Origin of the sequence: Actinokineospora globicatena (assembly GCF_024171945.1) — a bacterium.
Classification (GTDB): domain Bacteria; phylum Actinomycetota; class Actinomycetes; order Mycobacteriales; family Pseudonocardiaceae; genus Actinokineospora; species Actinokineospora globicatena.
In genome coordinates this window covers 1,799,141-1,824,248 of sequence record NZ_JAMTCR010000002.1, presented here as the reverse complement: position 1 = coordinate 1,824,248, position 25,108 = coordinate 1,799,141, and the positions used below count along the sequence as shown (strand labels likewise).

At 72.1% G+C, this 25,108-nt stretch carries 24 protein-coding genes; 14 read left to right on the top strand and 10 right to left on the bottom strand.

The window, feature by feature from the left end:
- Positions 1 to 195 precede the first annotated feature (195 nt).
- The 3 genes from LV79_RS08885 (at position 196) to LV79_RS08880 (ending at position 2,407) form a co-directional block, all read left to right on the top strand.
- The gene (locus tag LV79_RS08885; protein WP_253834018.1) at positions 196 to 810 is read left to right on the top strand and encodes a Maf family protein; all 615 of its coding nucleotides are present in this window, start codon (positions 196 to 198) and stop codon (positions 808 to 810) included.
- 110 nt (positions 811 to 920) lie between these two features.
- Positions 921 to 998, top strand: a complete 78-nt coding sequence (locus LV79_RS34775; protein ID WP_372495334.1) for a putative leader peptide — start codon at positions 921 to 923, stop codon at positions 996 to 998.
- A 44-nt stretch (positions 999 to 1,042) separates the two neighbouring features.
- A complete protein-coding gene (locus LV79_RS08880; RefSeq protein ID WP_253834016.1) occupies positions 1,043 to 2,407 on the top strand; it encodes a dicarboxylate/amino acid:cation symporter in 1,365 nt (454 codons plus the stop codon).
- A gap of 519 nt (positions 2,408 to 2,926) precedes the next feature.
- Here the strand turns inward: LV79_RS08880 and LV79_RS08875 are convergent.
- Entirely contained in the window at positions 2,927 to 3,628 is a 702-nt protein-coding gene (locus tag LV79_RS08875) for a hypothetical protein (protein ID WP_253834014.1), read from the bottom strand.
- A gap of 142 nt (positions 3,629 to 3,770) precedes the next feature.
- Between LV79_RS08875 and LV79_RS08870 the strand changes: the two genes are divergently transcribed.
- From LV79_RS08870 to LV79_RS08845, 6 genes are all read left to right on the top strand, one after another.
- Positions 3,771 to 5,543: an acetyl/propionyl/methylcrotonyl-CoA carboxylase subunit alpha gene (locus tag LV79_RS08870; RefSeq protein WP_253834012.1), complete on the top strand. Its 1,773-nt coding sequence runs from the start codon at positions 3,771 to 3,773 to the stop codon at positions 5,541 to 5,543.
- 55 nt (positions 5,544 to 5,598) lie between these two features.
- The gene (locus LV79_RS08865; protein WP_253834010.1) at positions 5,599 to 6,099 is read left to right on the top strand and encodes a DUF1707 SHOCT-like domain-containing protein; all 501 of its coding nucleotides are present in this window, start codon (positions 5,599 to 5,601) and stop codon (positions 6,097 to 6,099) included.
- A gap of 41 nt (positions 6,100 to 6,140) precedes the next feature.
- On the top strand, positions 6,141 to 6,689 hold the full coding sequence (locus LV79_RS08860) for a GNAT family N-acetyltransferase (RefSeq protein ID WP_253834008.1): 549 nt from the start codon (positions 6,141 to 6,143) through the stop codon (positions 6,687 to 6,689).
- Positions 6,690 to 6,841: 152 nt separating this feature from the next.
- Positions 6,842 to 7,219, top strand: coding sequence for a transcriptional regulator (locus tag LV79_RS08855; protein WP_253834006.1), 378 nt, complete (start codon positions 6,842 to 6,844; stop codon positions 7,217 to 7,219).
- Between the two features lie 14 nt (positions 7,220 to 7,233).
- Positions 7,234 to 8,574 (top strand): PPE family protein, encoded by a 1,341-nt coding sequence (locus LV79_RS08850; protein ID WP_253834004.1) that lies wholly within the window; start codon positions 7,234 to 7,236, stop codon positions 8,572 to 8,574.
- Between the two features lie 14 nt (positions 8,575 to 8,588).
- Complete coding sequence (locus LV79_RS08845) at positions 8,589 to 9,320, top strand: ESX secretion-associated protein EspG (protein ID WP_253834002.1); 732 nt, start codon at positions 8,589 to 8,591, stop codon at positions 9,318 to 9,320.
- A 102-nt stretch (positions 9,321 to 9,422) separates the two neighbouring features.
- Here LV79_RS08845 and LV79_RS08840 read toward each other — a convergent pair whose 3' ends face one another.
- Positions 9,423 to 11,186, bottom strand: coding sequence for a glycerol-3-phosphate dehydrogenase/oxidase (locus tag LV79_RS08840; protein WP_253834000.1), 1,764 nt, complete (start codon positions 11,184 to 11,186; stop codon positions 9,423 to 9,425).
- A 216-nt stretch (positions 11,187 to 11,402) separates the two neighbouring features.
- On the opposite strand from LV79_RS08840, the gene LV79_RS08835 reads away from it, so the two are divergent.
- Together LV79_RS08835 and glpK are read left to right on the top strand one after the other, a co-directional pair.
- Complete coding sequence (locus tag LV79_RS08835) at positions 11,403 to 12,143, top strand: MIP/aquaporin family protein (RefSeq protein WP_253833998.1); 741 nt, start codon at positions 11,403 to 11,405, stop codon at positions 12,141 to 12,143.
- Between the two features lie 34 nt (positions 12,144 to 12,177).
- Entirely contained in the window at positions 12,178 to 13,695 is a 1,518-nt protein-coding gene (gene glpK / locus LV79_RS08830) for a glycerol kinase GlpK (RefSeq protein WP_253833996.1), read from the top strand.
- Between the two features lie 20 nt (positions 13,696 to 13,715).
- On the opposite strand, the gene LV79_RS08825 is transcribed toward glpK, so the two are convergent.
- From LV79_RS08825 to LV79_RS08815, 3 genes are all read right to left on the bottom strand, one after another.
- Complete coding sequence (locus LV79_RS08825) at positions 13,716 to 13,943, bottom strand: hypothetical protein (protein WP_253836059.1); 228 nt, start codon at positions 13,941 to 13,943, stop codon at positions 13,716 to 13,718.
- A 642-nt stretch (positions 13,944 to 14,585) separates the two neighbouring features.
- Positions 14,586 to 14,738, bottom strand: a complete 153-nt coding sequence (locus LV79_RS08820) for a hypothetical protein (RefSeq protein WP_253833993.1) — start codon at positions 14,736 to 14,738, stop codon at positions 14,586 to 14,588.
- 183 nt (positions 14,739 to 14,921) lie between these two features.
- Positions 14,922 to 16,322, bottom strand: a complete 1,401-nt coding sequence (locus tag LV79_RS08815; RefSeq protein ID WP_253833991.1) for an NAD(P)H-quinone dehydrogenase — start codon at positions 16,320 to 16,322, stop codon at positions 14,922 to 14,924.
- A 139-nt stretch (positions 16,323 to 16,461) separates the two neighbouring features.
- On the opposite strand from LV79_RS08815, the gene LV79_RS08810 reads away from it, so the two are divergent.
- The 3 genes from LV79_RS08810 to LV79_RS08800 all read left to right on the top strand — a co-directional run bounded on the left by LV79_RS08810 (position 16,462) and on the right by LV79_RS08800 (position 18,153).
- Positions 16,462 to 16,923 (top strand): gamma-glutamylcyclotransferase family protein, encoded by a 462-nt coding sequence (locus tag LV79_RS08810; RefSeq protein ID WP_092778361.1) that lies wholly within the window; start codon positions 16,462 to 16,464, stop codon positions 16,921 to 16,923.
- 99 nt (positions 16,924 to 17,022) lie between these two features.
- Positions 17,023 to 17,589, top strand: a complete 567-nt coding sequence (locus LV79_RS08805) for an AMIN-like domain-containing (lipo)protein (protein ID WP_253833989.1) — start codon at positions 17,023 to 17,025, stop codon at positions 17,587 to 17,589.
- Between the two features lie 12 nt (positions 17,590 to 17,601).
- Positions 17,602 to 18,153, top strand: a complete 552-nt coding sequence (locus LV79_RS08800; RefSeq protein ID WP_253833987.1) for an AMIN-like domain-containing (lipo)protein — start codon at positions 17,602 to 17,604, stop codon at positions 18,151 to 18,153.
- Between the two features lie 56 nt (positions 18,154 to 18,209).
- Here LV79_RS08800 and LV79_RS08795 read toward each other — a convergent pair whose 3' ends face one another.
- The 5 genes from LV79_RS08795 to LV79_RS08775 all read right to left on the bottom strand — a co-directional run bounded on the left by LV79_RS08795 (position 18,210) and on the right by LV79_RS08775 (position 25,080).
- On the bottom strand, positions 18,210 to 19,514 hold the full coding sequence (locus tag LV79_RS08795; RefSeq protein ID WP_253833985.1) for a M20 family metallopeptidase: 1,305 nt from the start codon (positions 19,512 to 19,514) through the stop codon (positions 18,210 to 18,212).
- Positions 19,515 to 19,719: 205 nt separating this feature from the next.
- Positions 19,720 to 20,028, bottom strand: coding sequence for a hypothetical protein (locus tag LV79_RS08790; RefSeq protein ID WP_253833983.1), 309 nt, complete (start codon positions 20,026 to 20,028; stop codon positions 19,720 to 19,722).
- A 42-nt stretch (positions 20,029 to 20,070) separates the two neighbouring features.
- Positions 20,071 to 21,069 (bottom strand): methylmalonyl Co-A mutase-associated GTPase MeaB, encoded by a 999-nt coding sequence (gene meaB / locus LV79_RS08785; protein ID WP_253833981.1) that lies wholly within the window; start codon positions 21,067 to 21,069, stop codon positions 20,071 to 20,073.
- Positions 21,062 to 23,245: a methylmalonyl-CoA mutase gene (scpA, locus tag LV79_RS08780; RefSeq protein ID WP_253833979.1), complete on the bottom strand. Its 2,184-nt coding sequence runs from the start codon at positions 23,243 to 23,245 to the stop codon at positions 21,062 to 21,064. Before scpA ends, meaB begins: the two co-directional genes overlap by 8 nt.
- Positions 23,242 to 25,080 (bottom strand): methylmalonyl-CoA mutase family protein, encoded by a 1,839-nt coding sequence (locus LV79_RS08775; protein ID WP_253833977.1) that lies wholly within the window; start codon positions 25,078 to 25,080, stop codon positions 23,242 to 23,244. The genes scpA and LV79_RS08775 overlap by 4 nt, the downstream gene beginning before the upstream one ends.
- Between the last annotated feature and the right edge of the window lie 28 nt (positions 25,081 to 25,108).

The following is a 25,108-nucleotide window of genomic DNA, read 5'->3' as shown; positions in this document are numbered from 1 at the left end:
TTCATGCTTGCGGGTGACAGAAGTTATCCACATGTGGATCTCTGCGGGGGTCGTATCAAGATCCACTGTCGGGGGGTGCCGGTAGACTGGCCCAGGGACGCCCCCCGGAGAGGGTGGGGGCCGGGTTGGGGTGGGACCGCGGGCGCGCGCGGAGCGGTGGGGTGGGGTAAGAGCGGGGCGGCTAGCCTGCGGGGCGTGGAGTTCATTCTTGCGTCGCAGTCGCCTGCTCGGTTTGGGGTTCTTCGGGCTGCGGGGGTTGATCCGGTGGTTCGGGTGTCCGGGGTTGATGAGGACGCGGTGGCGGCGGGGGTGGTGGATCCGACGCCGGAGCGGGTGGTGGGGGTGTTGGCCGAGGCGAAGGCTCGGACGGTGGTCGCGGCTGGGGACGATGCCGTGGTGGTGGGGTGCGACTCGATGTTGCACTTCGACGGGGAGTTGGTCGGGAAGCCGGGGACCGCGGAGCGGGCGCGGGAGCGGTGGGGGAAGTTGGCGGGTGGGACCGGGGTGTTGCTCACCGGGCACGCCGTGCTGCGGGTCGTCGGTGGTGAGGTCGTCGGGAGTGCGACGGGGGTGGAGGCGACCACCATCCGGTTCTCCGCGCCGACTCAGGACGAGATCGATGCCTATGTCGCGTCAGGGGAACCGCTGGCGGTCGCGGGGGCGTTCACCATCGACGGGCTCGGTGGGTGGTTCGTGGACAGCATCGAGGGAAACGCGTCCAGTGTCGTCGGGATCAGCCTGCCGTTGACGCGGCGGTTGCTGGCCGAGGTCGGGGTCAGCGTCACCGAGCTGTGGCGGTCCACCACATGAGGCAAGGCCGTACCTCCTGGTGACCAGGGGTTGTTCCATCTGGTGGGAGTGATGCCGCTCTCCGGGTGAGAGGGGAAGTTTCCCCCCGACCGGCTGGTTGGATCGCGGTGATGAGGTACTCACCAGCGCTGACCGAGCGCCTGCACGTCGATCTCCGGCGGCAGGCCAGCGCGCTGTGTCGAGGTTAGGAGCCACCCCAACTCTCTCCTCTCCCCATCCCCCTGGAGTCCCCATGTCCACCGACGTGTCCACCAGGACAAACCGGCGCACCCTCTACTTCGGACTGGCCGTGCTCGCGGGCCTCGTGCTCGGCGCGCTGCTCGGCTTCGTGGCCAAGCAGACCGAGACCGCGTGGTTGACCACCACGCTCAAGACCATCGGCAACATCTTCACCAGCCTGCTCCAGTTCACCGTGATCCCGTTGGTGTTCACCGCGATCGTCGTCGGCGTCACCAGCCTGCGCGGCCTCGGTGGCGGGCGCACCGCGGCCCGGCTCGGCGGCAAGACGCTGCTGTGGTTCGGGATCACCTCGCTCATCGCCGTGCTCATCGGCATCGCCGTCGGGCTGATCTCCGGCGCCGGCAAGGGTGTCAGCGTCCAGCCGAGCGAGGCGACCGTCAAGCGCCTGGCCGACCGCGCGCAGGGCGACTGGCTGACCGTGCTCAACGGTCTGGTGCCGGACAACCTGTTCACCGCGTTCAGCAACGGCGAGGTGCTGCAGGTCGTGTTCGTCGCGGTGCTCGTCGGGATCGCGACCTTCGTGCTCGGCGACCGGGCGGCGCCGTTCGTCGCGTTCAACCAGGCGGCGTTCGACATCATCCAGAAGGTCCTCGGCTGGATCATCCGGTTGGCCCCGATCGGTGTGCTGGGGCTGATCGGCACCGCGTTCGCCACCTACGGCAACCAGTTCTTCAAGCCGCTGCTGTCGTTGATCGCCGCCGTGTACATCGCCGCGCTGCTGGTGCTGTTCGTGGTCTACCCGGTGCTGCTGCGGGTGGTCGGCAAGGTCAGCCCGCGCACGTTCTTCGCGAAGTCGTGGACGGCGCTGCAGTTCGCGTTCGTGTCCCGCTCGTCGGGCGCGACGCTGCCGCTGAGCAGGCAGACGGCGGTGAACCTCGGCGTGGAGCCCGGGTACGCCGGGTTCGCGGTCCCGCTGGGCACCACGACCAAGATGGACGGCTGCGCGGCGCTGTACCCGGCCATCGCGACGATCTTCATCGCGAACCTGTTCGGGGTGAGCCTGAGCTTCTGGCAGTACGTCGGCATCGTGGCCGTCGCGGTGTTCGGCGCGTTCGCCACCGCGGGCACCACGGGCTGGTTCACCATGCTGACCCTGACGCTGAGCACCATCGGCCTGCCCCCGGAGGTCGTGGCCACCGGCGTCGCGATCGTCTACGGGGTCGACCCGATCCTGGACATGATCCGCACCGCCACCAACGTCGCGGGCCAGATCACCGTCCCGGTCCTGGTGGCCCGCAGCGAGAACCTCCTCGACGACGAGGTCCTCAACTCCCCCAGCGGCCCCCCGCTCCTCGACGACCAGCCCGCCCCCACCCCGGCTCCGGAGCCCAAGGACAAGGACCTGGTCACCGCCTAGCCCCGGCACTTGTCCACAACCCCCCGCCCCATCCACAGCCTCCCCGCGCCCCTCTTGACAAACCCCCGACTTCGCTAGGCTCGAACGTGGGACCTCAGACCCCGGGAGGGTGGGCCCCACCACGCGAGTTGATCAAGGTCGGGCGGGCCCCGGGGCGGGTCTCCGGTGGGGCGGGGTGGGCGACTCGATCGGGTGGTTCGCTGCTGACGCGAGCGGAAAAGCAGCGAATCGACGGCGCAACGAGCAACGGCGGCACGAACCGACCGCGATAAGCACAGCGACACAAGAGACACTGCGGCCGCCCCTGACAGCCAGGGGCGGTCGCAGTCGTCTGCGGCCTGACCCACGGCGTCCAAGGCCACCCGCGAAGTGGCCTGCCGGAGACCGCAGCCACCCGCGAGGCTATGGCGCTTAACGTTCACATACGGTCGCGGAACCTGAGTGACCGTCTGGGCCACGAACCGCCGAGTTAACCCTCCGCCGAGGTATACGGAAAGTCGCGAAGCTGGGCGGCGTCGTCTACGGGCAGTCGCGGAGTTGGGTGGCGGTGGGGAGGATGGTGGGGTAGCCGGGGAGTTGGTCGATCCGGGGGTAGAGGCGGGTGCAGCCCAACTCCTGGCCGCCGAGGCCGAAGACCTGGGCGTAGACGGGGCGTTTGGAGCAGTCGGCGCCGGTGGCGCAGTCCAGTTGGACGGCGATGACCTCGGGGGCGGAGTCGCCGTCGACGTTGGCGAGGCTGAGGTAGTTGGCTTCGGAGAAGAAGGCGCGGCCCTGGGCGCTCCACTTGTCGGAGCGGCCGACGACGACCTGGCCTGCGGTGCCCTTGTCGCCGGAGCCGCGGACCAGGCAGGCGGAGACCGCGCCGGGGGCGCACTCCAGGGACTGGTCGTCGAGGTAGACGCCGAGGTCGGTGATGGTCATCTCGATGACCTGCTGGGTGCCGGGGCTGCCGATGCGGACCCGGCCGGACACCAGGCCGGAGTCGCCGATCAGCTCGACCACGGTGCCACCCACGGTCGCCGTGCCGAGCAGCCTGCACGGATCGCGGCGGCAGGTGACCGCGGTGGTCGACGTGGTGGTCTCCGAGGTCGTGCCCGGGGTGGCGTTGGCAGGCGCGGCGCGGACCCGCAGCACGGCGGCGCCGGTGAGCGAGGCGGCGACGACCAGGCCGCAGATCACCATCGCCAGCACGACGGCGGTGGGGGCGCGCCGACCGGCCACGACGGCACCTCCTCGGCGGGGAATCGACAACGGCCAACGTCAGGGGGAGGGTAACCGGTGAGTGTGGGGTTGCTCTCGGTTCCCGGGTCGCGGGTCGTCCGTAAACTCCCCCCAGCGGCGATCCAACCAAGGAGGAACCGGCGTGTCCGAGTCGGCCGAGTTGAACAAGGTCCTCGTGGCCAACCGGGGCGAGATCGCGGTCCGGGTGATCCGGGCCTGCCGCGACGCGGGGCTGGCCAGCGTCGCCGTGTACGCCGACCCCGACCGCGACCTGCCGTTCACCCGGCTCGCCGACGAGGCGTTCGCGCTGGGCGGGTCGACCCCGGGCGAGAGCTACCTGGTGGTCGAGAAGGTGCTGGACGCGGCGAAGCGCTCCGGCGCGGACGCCATCCACCCCGGGTACGGGTTCCTCTCGGAGAACGCCGAGTTCGCCCAGGCCGTCATCGACGCCGGGTTGACCTGGATCGGGCCGGACCCGCAGGCCATCCGGGACCTCGGCGACAAGGTCACCGCCCGGCACATCGCGCTGCGCGCGGGCGCCCCGCTGGTGCCCGGCACGAAGGAGCCGGTGTCGGGCCCCGAGGAGATCATCGCGTTCGCCTCGGAGCACGGGCTGCCGGTGGCGATCAAGGCCGCGTTCGGCGGTGGCGGGCGCGGCCTCAAGGTCGCCCGCACACTGGAGGAGATCCCCGAGCTGTTCGACTCGGCGGTGCGCGAGGCGGTGACCGCGTTCGGCCGCGGCGAGTGCTTCGTGGAGCGCTACCTGGACAAGCCGCGCCACGTCGAGGCGCAGGTGCTGGCGGACAAGCACGGCAACGTCATCGTGGTCGGCACCCGCGACTGCTCGCTGCAGCGCCGCCACCAGAAGCTGGTGGAGGAGGCCCCCGCGCCGTTCCTCACCGACGCGCAGCGCGCCGAGATCCACTCCTCGGCGAAGGCGATCTGCCGCGAGGCGGGCTACAGCGGCGCGGGCACGGTGGAGTACCTGGTCGGCACGGACGGCACGATCTCGTTCCTGGAGGTCAACACCCGGCTGCAGGTCGAGCACCCGGTGTCGGAGGAGACGACCGGGATCGACCTGGTGCGCGAGCAGTTCCGGATCGCGGCCGGTGAGCGGCTGCGGTTCACCGAGGACCCGACGCCGCGCGGCCACTCGATCGAGTTCCGGATCAACGGCGAGGACGCGGGCCGCGGCTTCCTGCCCGCCCCCGGCACCGTCACCACGTGGCGTGCGCCGGACGGCCCCGGCGTGCGGGTCGACTCCGGGGTGGAGTCGGGCACGGTGATCGGCGGCCAGTTCGACTCGATGCTGGCGAAGGTGATCGTCACCGGCGCGGACCGCGACGAGGCGCTGGCCAGGTCGCGGCGGGTGCTCGACGAGCTGGTGGTGGAGGGCATGGCCACGGTCGTGCCGTTCCACCGGGTGGTCGTGCGCGACCCGGCGTTCATCGGCGACGGGACCGGGTTCGGCGTGCACACCCGCTGGATCGAGACCGAGTTCGACAACCGGATCGAGCCGTTCACCGGTGGCGCGGACGCCGAGGAGGCCGAGCCGCGGCAGAGCGTCGTGGTGGAGGTCGGTGGCCGTCGGCTGGAGGTGTCGCTGCCCGCCGGGCTGTCCCTGGGCGGCGGTGGTGGCACGGCGACGAAGGCCAAGCCGCGCAAGCGGGCCGGTGGCAAGGCGGGTGCCGCGGTGTCCGGTGACGCGGTCGCCGCGCCGATGCAGGGCACGATCGTCAAGATCGCCGTGGCCGACGGCCAGGTCGTCGCGCAGGGCGAGCTGATCGTGGTGCTCGAGGCGATGAAGATGGAGAACCCGGTCACCGCGCACAAGTCGGGCACGGTCACCGGCCTGGTCGTCGCCGCCGGTGAGACGGTCACCACCGGTTCGGTCATCTGCGAGCTCAAGGACTAGCCCGGCTGAGATGAATCTCAGTCACGACCGGCCCGACCTTCCGTAGCATCGTGGTGTGGACCAGATCCCCCCGAGCGGGTTGCGCGTCGGCGACGCCGAGCGGGAGGACGCCCTGCGCGCGCTCGGCGAGCACATGAGCGCCGGCCGCATCGACATCGACGAGTACGGCGAGCGCAGCGCGAAGATCACCGCCGCGCGGACGGCCGGTGAGCTGACGGCGCTGTTCGCCGACCTCCCGGCACCCAAGCCTGGCGCGCCCGCTCCCCCGGCGCTCCCGGTCGCCCCGCCACCGCCGCAGCAGCCGGTCGCCTGGGCGGAACGGCCGCTCGGCCAGCGCCTGTTCGCCGCGCTGGTGCCGATCTCGGCGCTGACGGGACTGTCGCTGTTCCTGTTCGTCGTGCACGCGTGGCCGCTGCTGCTGCTCCCGGTCGTGGTGACCGTGATCGGCGGCGCTCTCTTCGGCGAGGACTGGCGCGACAACCGGGGACGCGGGCACGGGCACCGCCCGTTCGGGCCCGGGCAGCGGCGCCGCCACTACAACCGCGGGTGGCACTGACTCGTTCCGCGGGTGTCAGTGGTGCGCGGTAGCGTGCTGCCGTGGAACCGGTGGAGATCAACGCTGGCGCGTACTACCTGCGCGCGATGCGCGACGATTCCCGCATCAACGACCGGCAGCGGATCCTCGAGGGCTTCAACGACCCGGAGTTCGTCCGGTGGCTGCCGCACATCCGGATCCCCGACCTGGCGGCCGCGGGCGACTACATCGCGCGCCGGGCCGCCGACTGGGCCGCCGACCGCCGCTACTCGTGGGCCGTCGCGGATCCGCTGACCGCGGTGATGCTGGGCGAGGTGCTCCTCAAGGAGGTCGACCTCGCGGCGGGCACGGCCGAGGCGGGCATCTGGGCGCACCCGGACGCGCGCGGCAAGGGCATCACGACGCTCGCGCTGTCGGCGGTGTTGCGCTTCGCGTTCGGCGGGTTGGGCCTGACGCAGATCACTTACCAGCACTCGAGGGGCAACACCGCCTCCGGCCGGGTGGCGGCGAAGCTGGGGTTCAGCACGTTCCGTGACCACGGCCTGGCCGTGCCCGCGGACATCGTCGTCCTGGTGGCCCGTAACGCCCCGGGGGAACCGGTCGTTGGGTAGACGGTGTGTAGATGTGCGGGGACGGAACCCAGCCGATCCGGTGCACGTCTACGAAACCACAGGGGAACGGTCGAAACCGATCATGGCGACTCGATAGAGTTAAGGCACCACGGGTAGTGACGGGGATCCGGCAACGGTGGGGAGGCGGCGACGTGCCACCAGGACACGGCGGGCAGCACGGGGGACACAACGGCGGGCACCGCACGGACCTGCTCGACGTCACGCCGGAGGCGGTACCGGCGCTGCGCGCGGCTTTCGCCGACGCCCGTGACCGGGTGGCCAGGCAGTTGGAGCTCAGCGAGAGCGGGCTGCGGGTGCAGCCGTGGGCGAAGGACCCGGTGAGCCAGGAGGCCACCACGGGGGTCAACCAGCTCACCGCAGACCACGAGCGGGCGGCCATCGACGCGCTGCGCGCCTACCGCACCCAGCTCGACACCGCCGTGCACACCCTCGACCGCGTGGCGGCGCAGTACCACCTGCTCGAAGAGGACAACGCCGCCACTGTCACGCAGCAGGGCACCGGCGGCTGAGGAGGGGACGAGCGATGACCGAGCAGTCGAGCGGGACGCGCTGGCGCGGGTTCAGCCACAAGGAGCTGTACCAGCTGCTGCACGACGGTCCCGGCGCGCAGGCGTCCGCGGAACCGACGCGGCGCTGGACGGAGCTGACCGCCACCCTCAACGAGGTCGGCCAGGACCTCGCGGCCACCCTCGACGGGTCCGCCGCGGTGTGGGCGGGCCGGGCGGCCGGGGCGGCGAAGGACCGGTTGAGCACGCTGGTGACCTGGGCGCGCACCGCCGCCGACGAGGCGGACGGGATGCGCTTGGCGGTCGAGAACCAGGGCACCTACATCGCCACGGCGCGCGCGGAGATGCCCGTGCCCGACGGCGAGTCGTCGCACGCGCCCGACCCGACCGCGCCCGCCGCCGTGCAGGTGCTGGCGATGCAGGGTGACGCCGAGGCCGTCGAGCAGGCCAGGTCGGCCGGTGCGCAGAAGGCGTACGAGGTCATGGCGACCTACGAGCTGAACTCCAGGACGAACCTGCGCGCCAGGGGCGGTTTCGCGCGCCCGGGCGAGCTGCTCGGCGGTCAGGCCGACCACCGGCACCGCGGCGACGGCGTCACGCAGACCACGCACACGTCCTTCGCGGGCAACCCGGTCGCGGCGCAGCCGGTGGGCGGGTTCGAGCAGTCGCGCCCGGCGGCGTACCACGGCTTCGGCCAGCAGGGCCTCGGCCACGGCGGTGCAGGCGACCACCACTGGGGTGGGGGCGGCCAGGGCGTCGGCCTGTCGTCGGCCGCGCTCGGCGACGCGCCGGAGATCACCCGCAGGCCGATGGCCCCCGGGATGTTCAGCGGCGCCGCGCCGATGGCGCCGGAGGGCTCGGTGATCGGTCTCGGCCGGGTGGGCGGCACCAACGACACGACCAGCGACCGGTCCGACCGGCGGGGCGCGCCCGCGGGGTCCGCGCCGCGCGGTCCGCTCAGCGGCGGCAGCCCGGTGTCGGGTAGCTCCTCGATCGGCGCTGACGGGTTCAACTCGTCCGGGTCGACGGGTCAGGGTCTCGCGTCTCCCGGGTCGAACGCCGCGGCGACGCCGATGGCGCCCGCCGGTGGTGGCGCAGGCGTGGGTGGCGGCGGTCCGCTCTCGGGCGACAACAGGCTGGGCGCGCGGCGCCTCGGTGGTGAGACCCTCGGGTCGAGCCAGTGGTTCGCCGACACCCAGGAGTCGACGTCGGGCTCGGGCTCGTCCTCGTCCGCGTCGTCCACCCGCAACCTGGGTGGCCGCAGGCGCGAGCTGGCACGCGACGACGAGCCGGTCACCGAGTCGGTCAGCCTCTACGGCGACGACCACCACCTGCCGCCCGGCGTGATCGGCGGCTGAGCCAGGTGACCGCGGTGACGGTCACGGCACTGGAGTTCGACGTCCTGACCGAGCACTTCGGCGTCGAGCCGGTGCCGCTGACCCTGCGCGTGCCCTCCCCGGGGCGAACTGACACCGAGCGGGCGGCCCTGGTCGACCAGGCGTGGCGCGGGTTGTCGGCGCGCGGTCTCGGCACGCCCGGTCGGGTCGACCCGCTGCTGGCGTCGCTGGTGCGCCTGCTCGACCGCCCGGACCGCGAGGTCGACGGTCGCTTGTGGACGGACAGCTCGATCCGGGTGCTGGCCGCCGCGACCGCCGACGACGCCGTCCTGGCCACCCTGTCAGCGGACACCGTCACCCTGTCCCCCGCGGACGCCACCGGCCTCCCCCGCCACGTCCTGTCGTTCCTCCCCGCCGCGACGCCCGGCCCCGGCCGCTCGGTCTCGGTCCCCACGGCGGACTTCGAAGCCGCCGCCCCCGGCCCCCTCGCCGCGGGCCTGCGCGCCCGCGGCATCCGCCCGGACGACGCCACCACGCTCGCCGAGATGATCACCCCGGTCCGCGCCCACGGCCAGTTCGGCGCCGCCGCCCGCGACCGCTGGGGCCGCCGCCACCGCACCCCCCGCGTCGTCGGCTACTTCGACACCGCCCAGGGCCGCTACCTGCAAACCCGCACCACCACCCCCACCGGCGAGGCGTGGACCACCATCGCCCCCACCGACACCCGCCGCCTGCACCACCACATCGCCGAGCTGCTCCCGGCCTGAGGCACTACCGCGGGTCGAGTCGCGCGCACACAACGACGAACCACTCCCCGCCCGAAGGTCCATCTCGGGGATGCACCTACAGGCGATCTGAGCACAGCAAGGTCAGAGGATGGGTTCGGCGAGGTGGCGGCGGGATTCCGGGGCGTTGGCGCGGATGTTGTCGGCGGCCGCGTCGTCGGGTTTGGTCTGGGAGGTGCGTTCGGCGTCGACTCGGGATTGGTAGACGGAGATCTCCCAGTCGACCTGGGCGGGGGTCCAGCCGAGGACCTCGGCCATGAGTTCGGCGACCTGGCGGGCGCAGGCGACGCCGCGGTGGGGGTACTCGATGGAGATGCGGGTGCGGCGGGTGAGGACGTCTTCCAGGTGCAGGGCGCCCTCGGCGGCTACCGCGTAGATGGCCTCGACGCGCAGGTAGTCGGCGGCGGCGTCGATGGGTTTGAGGTGGTCGGGGTGGGTGGCGTGGGCGAGGACGTCGTGCAGGAGGGAGCCGTAGCGGTCCAGGAGGTGGCGGACGCGGTAGGGGTGCAGGCCCCAGCGGGCGGCGAGGAGGTCGGCCTGGTTGACCAGGGCGTGGTACCCGTCGGCGCCGAGCAGGGGGACGCGGTCGGTGATGGACGGCTGCAGGCGGCCGGGGAGGTCGACAGCGGCGGTGTCCACGGCGTCGGCGGCCATCACCCGGTAGGTCGTGTACTTGCCGCCCGCGATGGCCACCAGACCCGGGGCGACCCTGGCGACGGCGTGCTCGCGGGACAGCTTCGAGGTCTCCTCGCTCTCCCCGGCCAGCAGCGGTCGCAGGCCCGCGTAGACGCCCTCGATGTCGGCGTGCGTGAGCGGGGTGGCCAGCACCGAGTTGACGTGGTCGAGCAGGTAGTCGATGTCGCGCTCGGTGGCCGCGGGGTGCGCCAGGTCCAGGTTCCAGTCGGTGTCGGTGGTGCCGATGATCCAGTGGTTGCGCCAGGGGATGACGAACAGCACGGACTTCTCCGTGCGCAGGATCAGCCCGGTCTCGGCGACGATCCGGTCGCGCGGGACGACGATGTGCACGCCCTTGCTGGCCCGCACCCGGAACCGGCCCCTGCTGCCCGAGGCCCGCTGCAGCTCGTCGGTCCACACGCCGGTGCAGTTGATGACCACGTTCGCGCGCACGTCGACCTCGGCGCCGTCCTCGACGTCGCGCACCCGCACGCCGCTGACCCGGTCGGCCTCGCGGTGGAAGCCGACGACCTGGGTGGAGGTGCGCACGACGGCGCCGTAGTGGGCGGCGGTCCTGGCCACGGTCATGGTGTGGCGGGCGTCGTCGGCTTGGGCGTCGTAGTAGCGGATGCCGCCGATGAGGGCCGAGCGGCGCAGCGCCGGGGCCATCCGCAGGGCACCCGCCCGGGTGAGGTGCTTCTGGCCGGGGACCGACCGCGCGCCGCCCATGGAGTCGTAGAGCAGCAGGCCCGCGGCGGTGTACGGGCGTTCCCAGAGCCTGCGGGTGAGCGGGTAGAGGAAGCTGACCGGTTTGACCAGGTGCGGCGCCAGGGTGGTCAGCATCAGCTCCCGCTCGCGCAGGGCCTCGCGCACCAGGCCGAACTCCAACTGCTCCAGGTAGCGCAATCCGCCGTGGAACAGCTTGCTCGACCGGCTGGACGTGCCGGAGGCGAGGTCGCGCGCCTCGACCAGCGCGACCCGCAGGCCGCGGGTGGCGGCGTCCAGCGCGACGCCTGCGCCGACGACACCGCCGCCGATCACCAGCACGTCGAACGGCTCGTCGGCCAACCGGCGCCAGGCGAGCGCCCGTTCGGCCGGGCCGAGCAGCCCGCCGGGCCGTTCGGTGTCCGAAGTGGACAGTTCGGGTGGCGCGGTGGGCTTGCGGCTGGCCATGATCGCCTCCCTGCGCGGGCCTTGGGCGTCGTCCGAGGAGCACCACGCTACCCGCCCGGACCGGGTTGGGCAGTCGACCCGTGGACAGTCGAGCGAACCGGGGGTAACGTCCGATCTCACTCAGTGTGGGCGCCGCCGCCATTCGTCCCAGTCCCCGACCCGTCCCCCGACCGGCCGCGCCTACCTCTCGCCACCCGGCAGTGCGAGGGAGACACCATGGGCTTCTGGCACATCGTCCTCTGGGAACTACTCGGCACCGCGGCGCTGATCCTGCTCGGCGCGGGCGTGGTCGCCAACACCGTGCTGCGCGGCTCGCTCGGCCACCAGGGCGGCTGGCTGCTGGTGAACATCGGCTGGGGTTTCGCGGTGTTCGTCGGCGCCAGCATCGCCGCGCCGAGCCAGGCGCACCTCAACCCCGCGGTCACCATCGGCCTGTTCACCGCGGGTGACCTGCCCGTCGCCGAGGTCCCCGCGTACCTCACCGGCCAGTTCGCAGGCGCGTTCCTCGGTGCCGTGCTGTGCTGGCTGACCTACAAGCTGCAGTTCGACGCGCACGACGAGCCCGAGAACACCCTGGGGATCTTCGCCACCGGCCCGGTGCACCGGAACCTGCCGTGGAACCTGGTCACCGAGGTGATCGGCACGTTCGTGCTGGTGTTCTGGATCCTGACCAGCCCCGGCGCGAAGGTGGAGACCGGCGGGCTACCGCAGTTCGGCAACGCCGCGCTGGGCTACGCCGCTGTGGCGTTCGTGGTGATCAGCATCGGCGCCTCGCTGGGTGGGCCGACCGGCTACGCCATCAACCCGGCCCGCGACCTGGCGCCGCGCATCGCCTACGCGGTGCTGCCCATCCGCGGCAAGGGCGACCCGGACTGGGGCTACGCCTGGGTGCCGGTCGTCGGGCCCCTGCTCGGCGCGGTGCTGGCGGGCCTGCTTGCCCGCGTCCTGCCAACATGATCACACCACCCTGGGCGAAGAGGGAGAGACACCGATGACCGAGTACGTCGCCGCCGTCGACCAGGGCACCACCTCGACCAGGTGCATGGTGTTCAGCCACGCGGGCGAGGTGGTCGCGGTCGACCAGCGCGAGCACCGGCAGGTCTTCCCGCGCGCCGGATGGGTCGAGCACGACCCGCTGGAGATCTGGGAGAACACCCGCGCGGTGGTGGCGGGCGCGTTGGCCAAGGCCGACCTGCACACCCCCGACATCGCCGCGGTCGGCATCACCAACCAGCGCGAGACGGCCGTGGTGTGGGACCGGCGCACCGGGGAACCGGTGTACAACGCGATCGTCTGGCAGGACACCAGGACCGACAAGATCGCCACCGCGCTCGGCGAGCTCGGCGGCGGGCAGGAGCGGTACCGGGCCAAGACCGGGCTGCCGCTGGCGACCTACTTCTCCGGCCCCAAGGTCCGGTGGATCCTGGACAACGTCGACGGCGCGCGGGCCAGGGCCGAGGCGGGCGACCTGCTGTTCGGCAACATGGACACCTGGCTGCTGTGGAACATGACCGGCGGCGTCGACGGCGGGGTGCACGCGACCGACCCGACCAACGCCTGCCGCACGCTGCTGATGGACCTGTCCACACTGGACTGGGACGCGGATGTCGCCGAGGAGATCGGCATCCCGCTGTCGATGCTGCCCAGGATCGCCTCGTCCTCGGCGGAGTTGGGCAAGGTCCGCGAACGCGGCGCGCTGGGCGGGGTGCCGATCGCCGGGATCCTCGGCGACCAGCAGGCCGCGACCTTCGGGCAGGCGTGCCTGTCCCCCGGCGAGGCCAAGAACACCTACGGCACCGGCAACTTCGTGCTGCTCAACACCGGCACCGAACCGGTGATGAGCGAGAACGGTTTGCTCACAACGGTGTGCTACCGCATCGGCGACCAAGACCCGGTGTACGCGCTGGAGGGTTCGATCGCGGTCACCGGCTCGCTGGTGCAGTGGATCAGGGACAACCTCGGGATGATCAGCTCGGCAGCCGAGATCGAGGAGCACGCCCGCTCGGTCGACGACAACGGCGGCTGCTACTTCGTGCCCGCCTTCTCCGGCCTGTTCGCCCCGCACTGGCGCGCCGACGCCAGGGGCGCGATCGTCGGCCTGACCCGGTTCATCACCAAGGGCCACCTCGCCCGCGCCGTGCTCGAGGCGACCGCTTTCCAGACCAGGGAGGTGATCGAGGCGATGAACGCCGACTCCGGCGTCCCGCTGACCGCCCTCAAGGTCGACGGCGGCATGGTCGGCAACGAACTGCTCATGCAGTTCCAAGCCGACATCCTCGACGTCCCGGTGATCCGCCCGGTGGTCGCCGAAACCACCGCCCTCGGCGCCGCCTACGCCGCCGGTCTCGCCGTCGGCTACTGGTCCGGCCTCGACGACATCCGCGCGAACTGGGCCGAGGACAAGCGGTGGACCCCCGCCATGGCCGAAGACACCAGGGACCGCGCCTACCGCCAGTGGAAGAAAGCCGTCACCCGAACCCTGGACTGGGTCGACGAGGACACCGACTGAGTCCACAGAGGACTTCCCCGCTAGGACAAGATGGCCACGGCGAAGAAGGTCAGCCAGGCTAGGGTGGCGACGGCGGCGCTGGCTAGGCCGATGCCTGCGACGACCTTGCTGTCCGCGTGGCCTTGGTCCGCTCTGGTCAGTCCGATCACGGACAGGCCGACGCCTGCGATGGCCACCACCAAGCCGATGACCGAGAACCATATGAGGACGAGGGCGATCGCCCCGCACGCCAGGCCTGCGATGGCCACCCCGCCTTGTGCGGATCGGGGTGGGGTGGGCCCGGGGCCGGGTAAGGGCGGGCCGAGGTACGGCTGGGGTTGCTGCGCGTGGGGTCGCGGCGGGTAGCCCTGTGGTGGGTAGGGCTGCTGCGAATAGTGCTGTCCGACAGGCGGTTGCAGAGGGGGCTGTGGCGGGGAAGGCGGGCTGGGCGGGGACGGGTGCCCGACGGGGAACAGGGGTACGACGGGGACCGCGCGCACTACTGGGAGCGGGGGGTGAGCCGTCCGCAGCGGTGGCGCCGCCGGGAACGGCTGACCCGTCGGGGCGGGACGCGCCGCCGGGAAGGGCTGGGCGACCGGGCCGGGCTGGGCCGCCGGGACGGAGTGGGCGGGCTGGGCGGTCGGGACTGGCTGGGCCGTGGGCGGGGGCGGCGGGCCGCCGGGGTGCTGCCAGGGCGCCGGACCGGGTGGGACTGGTCGCGACATCGGTGGGGTGCCTGCCTCTCGGTGGGGAAAACCGCACCGGGGCGCGATCGGTCGACTCGCGGGTCGATTTCCCGCGCGCGGCCGTCCCCCGGATGCGAACTGAAGTCGAAATGTGTCAAGTCGTGGGAAAACCCGCTCGGACCACCCCCGCCTCCAAGGGTGGTCCGAGCGGTCAGGACCCGCCGATCAGGCCTGGGTTCTGCCCAGGGTGAGCGGAGCGAGGAACAGCGCTCGGACGCGGGGGATCTGGCCGATCCCGCCGCAGCGCGGGCAGAAGTCCTTGCGGTTGGGGGCGAGTCCTGAGCCCAGGCATTCCGGGCATTCATTCCGACGCGGCATGGTCAGCCTCCGTACGTAACGGTTCGGTCCCCCAGGGGTACCGGCTCGGTAGGTCGATCAAAAGACCGACACGAGAGTTTCACTCCTTCTCGTGGAAATCTGGTAACTGAGAAGGCAGTGTCGGCCCCCACAATATGCACGAAGGAGTGAAGTTGGGGCACAAACCATCGATCTGGGCGAATTTCAGTCGAGGTCGTCGTGCCGCATCAACTGGCGGCCCGCCTCGGTGATCGAACCGGACAGCGACGGGTACACCGAGAAGGTCAGCGCGAGGTCGTCGACGGTCAGCTGGTTCTGCACCGCGAGCGCGATCGGCAGGATCAGCTCGCTGGCGCTGGGGGCGACGATGACCCCGCCGATGACCACGCCGGTCGCCGGGCGGCAGAACAGCTTCACGAAGCCGCGGCGCAGGCCCTCCATCTTGGCCCTGGCGTTGGTGGCCAGCGGCAGCGTGACGGTGCGCGCGGGCACCTCGCCGCTGTCGATGGTCGCCTGGCTGATGCCGACGGTGGCGATCTCGGGGTGGGTGAACACGTTCGCCGCGACCGTCTTGAGCTTGATCGGGGCGACGCCCTCGCCGAGGGCGTGCCACATCGCGATCCGGCCCTGCATGGCCGCGACCGAGGCCAGCATGAGCACCCCGGTGCAGTCGCCCGCGGCGTACACGCCGGGCACCCCGGTGCGCGAGACCCGGTCGACGGTGATGAACCCGCCCGGCCCCGGCTCGATGCCGATCTTGTCGAGGCCGATGTCCTCGGTGTTGGGCACCGAGCCGACGGTCATCAGCGCATGGCTGGCGCGGACCGTCTCGCCGCCCTTGAGGTGCACGGTGACGCCGGTGCCATCGCGCTCGATCTTCTCCGCGCGGGCGTGCTTGACCAGCGTGGTGCCGCGCTCGGAGAACACGTCCTCGAGCACCGCGGCCGCGTCGGCGTCCTCGTGCGGCAGCACCCGGTCCCGGCTGGAGATCACCGTGACCTTGACGCCCATCTCGATGAACGCGGAGGCGAACTCGGCGCCGGTGACCCCGGAGCCGACCACCACCAGGTGCTCGGGCAGCTCGGGCAGGTCGTAGATCTGGCGCCAGTCGAACACCCGGACCCCGTCGGGCTCGGCACCCGGGATCACCCGGGGGGTGGCGCCGGTGGCGATGAGCACGACGTCGGCGGCCAGCACCTCGGTCGTGTCGCCGGAGGTGATCGACACCCGGTGCGCGGCCATCCCGGTGCGGTCGTCGCAGAACCGCGCGGTGCCGGTGACCACCCGCACGCCCTCGCGCTGGACCCGGTTGCGGATGTCGGCGGACTGGGCGAGCGCGAGGCCCTTGACCCGGCCGCGGACCACCGGCAGGTGCACCGTGGAGTCGACGTCGTCGGTGCCGATGCCCAGCTCGTCGGCGTCGCGGAAGGCGACCCGCGCGCCCGCGGAGGCGATGAACGTCTTGGACGGGACGCAGTCGTAGAGCACGCAGGCGCCGCCGAGGCCGTCCCGCTCGACGACGGTCACCTCGGCCCCGTGCTGGGCGGCCACCAGGGCCGCCTCGTACCCGGCCGGGCCGCCACCCATGATCACGATCCGGGTCACCTGGTCCTCCACTTCACCCGCGCGCGTCCAGCGGACACGGTAGCCGGGAGTGCACGACCGGGTCTGGGGTGGCCGCGAAAAGGTGATCCCTGCGCGCGGATGCCTGCCGACACCGCACTGTGTGACTAGGCTGTCCGGCGTGCCGCTCTATGCCGCTTACGGGTCGAACATGGATCCGGGCCAGATGATGCAGCGAGCCCCGCATTCGCCGATGGCCGGGACGGGGTGGCTCGTCGGCTGGCGGCTGACCTTCGGGGGTGAGGACCTCGGGTGGGAAGGCGCGTTGGCCACCATCGTGGAGGACCAGGACTCGCAGGTGTTCGTCGTGCTCTACGACGTCACCGACGACGAGCGCAACCTCGACCGGTGGGAGGGCTCCGAACTGGGGCTGCACTCCAAGATCCGGCTGCGGGTGCAGACCCTGGAGGGCTCCGTGCTGTCCTGGCTCTACGTGCTCGACGCCTACGAGGGCGGCCTGCCGTCGGCCCGCTACCTGGGTGTGGTCGCGGACGCCGCGGAGGCCGCCGGTGCGCCGGCGGACTACGTCGAGGACCTGCGCACTAGGCCATGCAGTGGAATCGGGCCAGCCGCGGCCAGCTAGGCACAACGCCGGGATGTGTCGCACGTCTCCTCTGGTACGGCCGAGTCCCGGCCGCACCACTCACCGACCGCGCCCGCGGTCGGACCGAGGAGAACGGACATGGCACATCGAAGATCCTGGCTCATAACCCTGGTGGCGGCGCTCGCCGCGGCCATCCTGTCGGCGACCCCCGCGGCCGCTGACCCGACCTCCGCCCCCGCCGCGCCCTACTGCGGCATCACCTGGGGCTCCCAATCCAAGTTCGGCGACTCCACGCCGGGGTTCGCGACGCTGACCGGCGTCCGGGCGGGTAGGCACGACTGCTTCGACCGGCTCGTGTTCGACGTCCGCAGCGCGGGGGTGCGCGGCTACGGCGTCGGCTACGTCAACGAGTTCGAGGACATCGCAGGCAATCCCGTCACGGTGCGCGGTGGCGCCGGGCTGTGGATCGCCTTGGAAGCCTCGATCTACAACGACGCCGGGGACATGGTGTTCCACCCGTCGAACCCGGCCGAGGTGGTCGACTTGACCGGCTACCGGACCTTCCGCCAGCTCCACGACCTCGGCGGTCGGGTCCTGCACAACAGTTTCGCGCTCGGGGTGCGGGCGCGGCTGCCGTTCCGCGTCCTCGAACTCGACGACGGCGCGACCAAACGGCTGATCATCGACGTCGCACACGCCTGGTAAGGGGGAGTTGTGGTGAAACGCTTGTTCTCGGTCATCGCCGCGGTGGCGGTGGCCTTCTCGATCGTGGTGTTCGCCCCGGTGGCCGCCTCGGCCGCGGACCCGTACTGCGGGATCACCTGGGGCTCAGGGCTCAAGGCCGCGGGCTTCAACGAGACGGGCTTCTTCAGGGACGTGCGCGGCGGGCAGCACGAGTGCTTCGACCGGCTCGTGATCGACCTGGACGCCCCTGGTGGGCACGGCTACTACGTGAAGTACGTCGACGAGATCACCGCCGACGGCTCGGGGCACGTCGTCCCGACGCGGGGGGCGGGGAAGCTGCAGATCCAGGCCCTCGGGCGGGCCTGGGACGACAACGGGCAGCTGACCTACCACCCGGCGAACTGGAGCGAACTGGTGAACGTGACGGGGTGGCGGACGTTCCGGCAGGTCGTGTGGGCCGGGACCTACGAGGGGGACACGACGCTCGGCATCGGCCTGCGGGCCCGGTTGCCGTTCCGGGTGTTCACCCTGCCCAGGGACAACGGCGGCACCCGCATCGTGGTGGACGTCGCGCACCTCTGGTGATCGCGTGAGGTAAATCCCCGGGGGCCCGCGTTCCGCACGCGGACCCCCGGGTCGTCTTAGGACAGCGCGGCGAGCGCGGTGTGGGTCATGACCCGGATGCCTGCGAGCAGCGCGCGTTCGTCCAATTGGAACGTCGGCTGGTGCAGGTCGCGCATCGGGCCCTCGCCCGGCCACACGCCGAGGCGCATGAACGAGCCGGGGATGTGCTCCAGGTACCAGCCGAAGTCCTCGCCACCGGCGGACTGCTTGGTGCCCGCCAGGGCGTCCTCGCCGAGCGCGGACTCGATGGCGGTGCGCAGGTACTGGGTGCTCTCGCGCTCGTTGATGACCGGCGGCACGCCGCGGCGGTGGTGCAGTTCGTAGCCGACGCCGGTGGGGGCGAGCAGGGACTGCACCAGACCGGCCACCAGCGGCTCCAGGTCGGCCCAGATGTCGTGGTCGCCGGTGCGCAGGGTGCCGCGCAGCAGACCGTCCTGGGGGACGGCGTTGGGCGCCTCACCGGCGTGCACGGCGCCCCACACCAGGACGGTGCCGGAGCGCGGGTCGACGCGGCGGGAGAGCAGCGCGGGCAGGCCGGTGATGACGGTGCCCAGCGCGTGCACCAGGTCCGCGGTCAGGTGCGGGCGGGAGGTGTGCCCGCCGGGCGAGGTGAGCCGCAGCTCGAGCAGGTCGGTCGCCGAGGTGATGGCGCCGACCCGGGTGCCGACCCGGCCGACCTCGGTGCGCGGGTCGCAGTGCAGGCCGAAGATGCGCTCCACGCCGTCGAGGCCGCCCGCGTCGATGACCTCGAGGGCGCCGCCGGGCATGACCTCCTCGGCGGGCTGGAAGATCAGCCGGACCCGACCGGGCAGCGCGGGCGCCGAGGCGAGCGCGATGCCGGTGGCCAGCAGGATCGTGGTGTGCGCGTCGTGCCCACAGGCGTGCGCGGCCTCGGGGGTGGTCGACGCGTAGGGCAGGCCGGTCGCCTCGGTCATCGGCAGGGCGTCCATGTCGGCGCGCAGCGCGACGCAGCGCTCCCCGGTGCCGATGTCGCAGATCAGGCCGTTGCCGCCGGCGAGCAGCTCCGGCTGCAGGCCGAAGGACTTGAGCAGGCCTGCCACCAGCTCGGTGGTCGCGAACTCCTGGCGGGAGAGCTCCGGGTGCGCGTGGATGTGCCGGAACCAGGCCAGCACGTCGGCGGCGTTGGCGGCGAGCCACTGGTCGAGCCACGCGGGCCCGCGCCCCGCACCGAGATCCTCCACAGGGGGCATAGTGACCCCACTGGAGGTGATCAGCACGGCGGACTCCGGGTCCGACTTCGCCGCCCGGGTACCCCTGCCGCTCTCCGACGGCAGGTCGCGCCGTGAATCCAACACAGTCACGCGACCCCTCCGGCGATGGTCTTCTCGGTCGTGGTTGCGGTTTCCATTTGCCACGATCCTGCCCTATGGCGGGCGTCACTCAGCGCCGTTGGACCGACCGTACGGTCCGCGGTACCGGGTCTGCGACCAACGGTCGGGCGGGTTCGGCCGCACTGTTTGGATGATCAAGACGACCGGTGCGCGTGCCGGGGTGAACGCCGGGAGCTCACTTCTTCTTGCGCTTGGCCCGGATCCGGTTGCCCCAGACGACGGCGCCGAGCAGCAGCACGGCGACCACGCCGACGACGATCTTGCTCTTCGCGTTCTCCTTGTCGGCCTCGGTCGGCGCCTGCGGGAGGTCGACGCCGGGGGCGGTCTGCTCCTGGGCGAACGCGGTGACCGACTGGCTGGTCACCGATCGGGCGACGACCGGTTGGGCGGCGGCGGGGCCGACAGCGGCACCGAGGGAGGTACCGAGGGCGAGCAGGACACCGAGGAGCACGGCGGGCAGGAACCGGGGCGCACGGACGGACAAGGGCCAGCCCTCCAGGTCGGGGGGAGCAAGACGATCACCAGGTTAGTCGGAGTGGTCACTGTCCGCGAAGGCCGAAAGGATCCTCTCGGCGGCCAGCGTCGCGGTGAGCCGACCGGCGCGGACGTCCCGCTCGACGCCGGGGGTGAGCTCGCGGACCGCGGGGTGCTCGTGCAGCCGGGCCAGCAGGGTGTCGCGGACCATCGCCCAGGTCCAGTCGACCTGCTGCTGCCTGCGCCTCTCGGCCAGCTCGCCGGTGGCGGTCAGCTTCACGTGGTGCTGTTCGACCTGCTCCCACAACGCGTCGAGCCCGTCGTTCTCCAAGCCGCTGCAGGTGAGCACCGGCGGGGTCCAGGTGGCGTCGGGGTTGCGCAGCAGCCGCAGGGCGCTGGCCAGCTCACGGGCGGCCTTGCGGGCCTCCACGGCGTGGTCGCCGTCGGCCTTGTTGACCGCGATCACGTCGGCGAGTTCCAGCACGCCCTTCTTGATGCCCTGCAGCTGATCACCCGTTCGGGCGAGCGTGAGGAACAGGAAGCAGTCGACCATGTTGGCCACCGCCGTCTCGGACTGGCCGACACCGACGGTCTCGACCAGCACGGTGTCGTACCCGGCCGCCTCCATCAGCACGATGGTCTCCCGGGTGGCCCTGGCGACGCCGCCGAGGGTGCCGGAGGTGGGCGACGGGCGGATGAACGCGGCGGGGTCGACCGCCAGCCGCGCCATCCTGGTCTTGTCGCCGAGGATGCTGCCGCCGGTGCGGGTGGAGGACGGGTCGACGGCGAGCACGGCGACCTTGCGCCCGGCGGCGGTGAGGGTGGTGCCGAGCGCGTCGATGAAGGTGGACTTCCCGACGCCCGGGACTCCGGTGATGCCGACCCGGTGCGCCCCGCCCGCGTGCGGAAGCAGCCGGACCAGCAGCCGCTGGGCGAGGTCGCGGTGGTCGGCGCGCCGGGACTCGACCAGGGTGATCGCCCGCGACAGCAGGCCGCGGTCGCCCGCGAGGACGCCGTCGGCGTAGGTGTCGATGCCGAGCGGGTCAGCCAAGCCGGTGCCCGAGCCGCTCGGCCAGCGTGCGCAGCAGCCGCGCGGCGGCGTCGGCGATGACCGTGCCCGGCGGGAAGATCTCGGCGGCCCCGGCGGCGCGCAGCTCGGCGAAGTCCTGCGGCGGGATGACGCCGCCGACGACGATGACGATGTCGTCGCGGCCGAGCGCGGCGAGCTCCGCGCGCAGCGCGGGCACCAGGGTGAGGTGCCCGGCGGCCAGCGAGTTCACCCCGACGACGTGCACGTCGGCCTCGACGGCCTGGCGGGCGACCTCGCCTGGGGTGGAGAACAGCGGGCCGACGTCGACGTCGAAGCCGAGGTCGGCGAACGCGGTGGCGATGACCTTCTGGCCCCGGTCGTGCCCGTCCTGGCCCATCTTCGCGACCAGGATGCGCGGCCTGCGGCCCTCCGCGTCGGCGAAGGCGTCGACGACCGCCCTGGTCTCGTCGACGGTGGTCGACGACTTGCCGACCTCGTCGCGGTACACCCCGGAGATGGTACGGATCTGCGCGGCGTGCCTGCCCCAGACCTTGCCCAGCGCCTCGGAGATCTCGCCGACGGTGGCCTTCGCGCGGGCGGCGTCGATGGCCAGCTCCAACAGGTTGCCCGTGCCGTCGGCGGCCCTGGTCAGCGCGTCGAGCTTGGCGGCCACGCTGTCGGCGTCGCGCTCCTCGCGGAGCCTGCGCAGCTTCGCCAGCTGCTGGCCGCGCACACCCGCGTTGTCGACCTTGAGCACGTCGATCTGCTCGTCGTCGGCGAGCTGGTACTTGTTGACCCCGATGACCGGCTGGCGCCCGGAGTCGATGCGCGCCTGGGTGCGGGCGGCCGCCTCCTCGATGCGCAGCTTGGGGATGCCCGCGTCGATCGCCTTGGCCATGCCGCCCGCGGCCTCGACCTCGCTGATGTGGCCCCAGGCCTTGGCGGCCAGCTCGTAGGTGAGCCGTTCGACGAACGCGGAGCCGCCCCACGGGTCGATCACCCTGGTGGTGCCGGACTCCTGCTGGAGCAGCAGTTGGGTGTTGCGGGCGATGCGCGCGGAGAAGTCGGTCGGCAGCGCGAGCGCCTCGTCGAGGGCGTTGGTGTGCAGCGACTGGGTGTGGCCCTGGGTGGCGGCCATCGCCTCGACGCAGGTGCGGACCACGTTGTTGTAGACGTCCTGGGCGGTCAGCGACCAGCCGGAGGTCTGGCAGTGGGTGCGCAGGCTCAGCGACTTGTCCTGCGCCGGGTCGAAGCCCTTGACCAGCCGCGCCCACAGCAGCCGGGCGGCCCGCATCTTGGCGACCTCCATGAAGAAGTTCATCCCGATCGCCCAGAAGAACGACAGCCGGGGGGCGAACTCGTCGACGCCGAGCCCGGCGGCGCGACCGGCCCGGATGTACTCGACGCCGTCGGCGAGGGTGTAGGCCAGCTCCAGGTCGGCGGTCGCCCCGGCCTCCTGCATGTGGTAGCCGGAGATGGAGATCGAGTTGTACTTCGGCATGTTCCGCGAGGTGAACGCGAAGATGTCGGAGATGATCCGCATCGACGGGCCCGGCGGGTAGATGTAGGTGTTGCGGACCATGAACTCCTTGAGGATGTCGTTCTGGATGGTCCCGGCGAGCTGCTGCGGCGCGACGCCCTGTTCCTCGGCGGCCACGACGTAGAGCGCCAGCACCGGCAGGACGGCGCCGTTCATGGTCATCGACACGCTCATCTTGTCCAGCGGGATGCCGTCGAACAGCTGGCGCATGTCGTGGATCGAGTCGATGGCCACGCCCGCCATGCCGACGTCCCCGGCCACGCGCGGGTGGTCGGAGTCGTAGCCGCGGTGGGTGGCGAGGTCGAACGCGACGGACAGGCCCTTCTGGCCCGCGGCGAGGTTGCGGCGGTAGAAGGCGTTGGACTCCTCGGCGGTGGAGAACCCGGCGTACTGGCGGATGGTCCACGGCTGGTTGACGTACATCGTCGGGTAGGGGCCGCGCAGGTAGGGCGCGATGCCCGGGTAGGTCTGGAGGAAGTCGAGCCCGGCGGTGTCGTCGGCGGTGTAGACCGGTTTGACGGCGATGCCCTCCGGCGTCTCCCAGGTCAGGGCGTCGGCGCCCTTGCCGGTCGCGTCGTGCAGCGCGGCGCGCCAGTCGGCGGCGGTGGTGGGGGTCGGCGCACCGAGGTCGATGCCGCCGAAGTCGGGGATGGTCATGCCGGGACTCCCAGGGTCAGCAGGGTGTCGCGCAGGACGGCGACCGCATCGCAGCCGGTGTACACGTGTCCGTCCACTCCGGACTCACGATGCCCCTTGCCTGCCAGCAGGACCCGCACCGCGCCCGCCGCTTTCAGTGCTTCGACGACCGGGGCGGCCAGCTCGGCGTAGGACTTCTCCGAGCCGCACAGGCAGGCGACGGTCGCACCGCTCTCGGTGAACCGGGCGGCGGCCTCCTCCGGGGAGGTGATCACGCCGCCGTTCGGCGTCTCGATGCCGCCCGCTTGGAACAGGTTGGCGGCGAAGGTGGCGCGGGCGGTGTGCGCGGCGACCGGACCCAGGGTGGCGAGGAAGACCTTGGGCCGGGCGCCGGCTTCTTCGAGTGTCCTATCGGAACGGTCGCGCAGGTCCTCGTACGCCTCGGCGTAGCGGTGCACCGGGAGGCCACCGGTCGGGGCCGGGGGCGCGGGGGCGCGGACCGGGGCGCGTTCGGCGAGGTTCGGGAACTCGCTGACGCCGGTGATCGCGTCGGCGCGGGTGGCGAGGTTGCGCTCGCGCTCGGCCCAGGTCGCGGCCAAGCGGTCGGCGACGAGGCCGCTGGTCAACGCACTCGGCAGACCGCCCGCGCGCTCGATCTCGGTGAACCACGCCCAAGCGGCCTTGGCCAGGTCGTCGGTCAGGCTCTCCACGTACCAGGACCCGCCTGCCGGGTCGATCACGCCTGCCAGCCGCGATTCCTCCAGCAGCACCGCCTGGGTGTTGCGGGCGATGCGGCGGGCGAACGCGTCCGGCAGGCCGATGGCCGAGTCGAACGGGACCACGGTGACCGCGTCCGCGCCGCCGACCCCGGCCCCGAAGGCGGCGAGGGTGGTGCGCAGCATGTTCACCCACGGGTCGCGGGCGGTGAGCATCGCCGGGGAGGTGACCGCGTGCTGGCGCTGCCCGACCGGCTTGGCGCCGACGACCTCGACCACCCGGGACCACAGCCTGCGCGCGGCGCGGAACTTGGCGATGGTGAGGAACTGGTCGGCGGTGGCGGCGAAGCGGAACTCCATCAGGCCGATGGCGGTGTCGACGTCGATGCCCGCGGTGGTCAGCGCGCGCAGGTAGGCGACGGCGGTGGCCAGCGCTGCGCCGAGTTCCTGGGCGTCCGAGCCGCCCGCCTGGTGGTAGGGCAGGCCGTCGACGACGACCGCGCGCAGTCGCGGGTAGTGCCCGGTCTCGGCGACGTGGGCGGCGAGTTCGGCGAGGTCCGCCGGGTCGCCCGTGCGGGCCTGGTGGCCGAGCGGGTCGGCGCCGAGGGTGCCGACCGCGTCGGCGTGCGGGATGCCCCGGTCGGCGATCAGGGTGAGCAGCTCGGTGCTCGCGGCGCGGTACTCGGGTCCGGCGTCCAGGGTGACGGGGGCGAGGTCCAGGTACACGTCGGCCAGCACGGTCCCGAGGTCGGCGATCGGGATGCCCGCGGCGCCGACGACCAGCCAGAGCGAGCCGACGCCGTTCTCCAGGTCGGCCAGCACGTCGCGCGCGGTGGTCGCCGGGTCGGCGTGCCGCTGCCGCACCTCCCAGCCCGCGGCGACGTGGCCGTCGGGCCGGGAACCCCTGGTGAACGGGGCCAGGCCGGGGTAGCCGGTGGCGGGTGCCGGATCGGCGGCGGTGTAGAGCGGTTTGACCTGGATGCCGTCGTAGGTCGTCGTGGCCAGGAGGTCCTCGACCGGCCGGTCGTAGCCGTCGGGCACGGCGTCGGTGCGGCGCAGCACCCGCTCGACCAGGTGTTGCCAGCGCACGTGGTCGGCGGCGGGGAACTCACCTGCCAGGACCAAGTCGGGGGCCGTCATGACCCGTGATGCTACGGAAACGCCGGGG

Excerpts from the sequence above, each read along its gene's own strand:
- LV79_RS08840 (WP_253834000.1), bottom strand. The coding sequence starts at position 11,186 with ATGGCCAGCCGCAAGCCCACCGCGCCACCCGAACTGTCCACTTCGGAC.
- LV79_RS08835 (WP_253833998.1), top strand. The coding sequence starts at position 11,403 with ATGGGCTTCTGGCACATCGTCCTCTGGGAACTACTCGGCACCGCGGCG.
- LV79_RS34775 (WP_372495334.1), top strand. The coding sequence starts at position 921 with ATGAGGTACTCACCAGCGCTGACCGAGCGCCTGCACGTCGATCTCCGG.
- LV79_RS08805 (WP_253833989.1), top strand. The coding sequence starts at position 17,023 with ATGGCACATCGAAGATCCTGGCTCATAACCCTGGTGGCGGCGCTCGCC.
- LV79_RS08775 (WP_253833977.1), bottom strand. The coding sequence starts at position 25,080 with ATGACGGCCCCCGACTTGGTCCTGGCAGGTGAGTTCCCCGCCGCCGAC.
- LV79_RS08820 (WP_253833993.1), bottom strand. The coding sequence starts at position 14,738 with ATGCCGCGTCGGAATGAATGCCCGGAATGCCTGGGCTCAGGACTCGCC.
- glpK (WP_253833996.1), top strand. The coding sequence starts at position 12,178 with ATGACCGAGTACGTCGCCGCCGTCGACCAGGGCACCACCTCGACCAGG.
- scpA (WP_253833979.1), bottom strand. The coding sequence starts at position 23,245 with ATGACCATCCCCGACTTCGGCGGCATCGACCTCGGTGCGCCGACCCCC.
- LV79_RS08880 (WP_253834016.1), top strand. The coding sequence starts at position 1,043 with ATGTCCACCGACGTGTCCACCAGGACAAACCGGCGCACCCTCTACTTC.
- LV79_RS08850 (WP_253834004.1), top strand. The coding sequence starts at position 7,234 with ATGACCGAGCAGTCGAGCGGGACGCGCTGGCGCGGGTTCAGCCACAAG.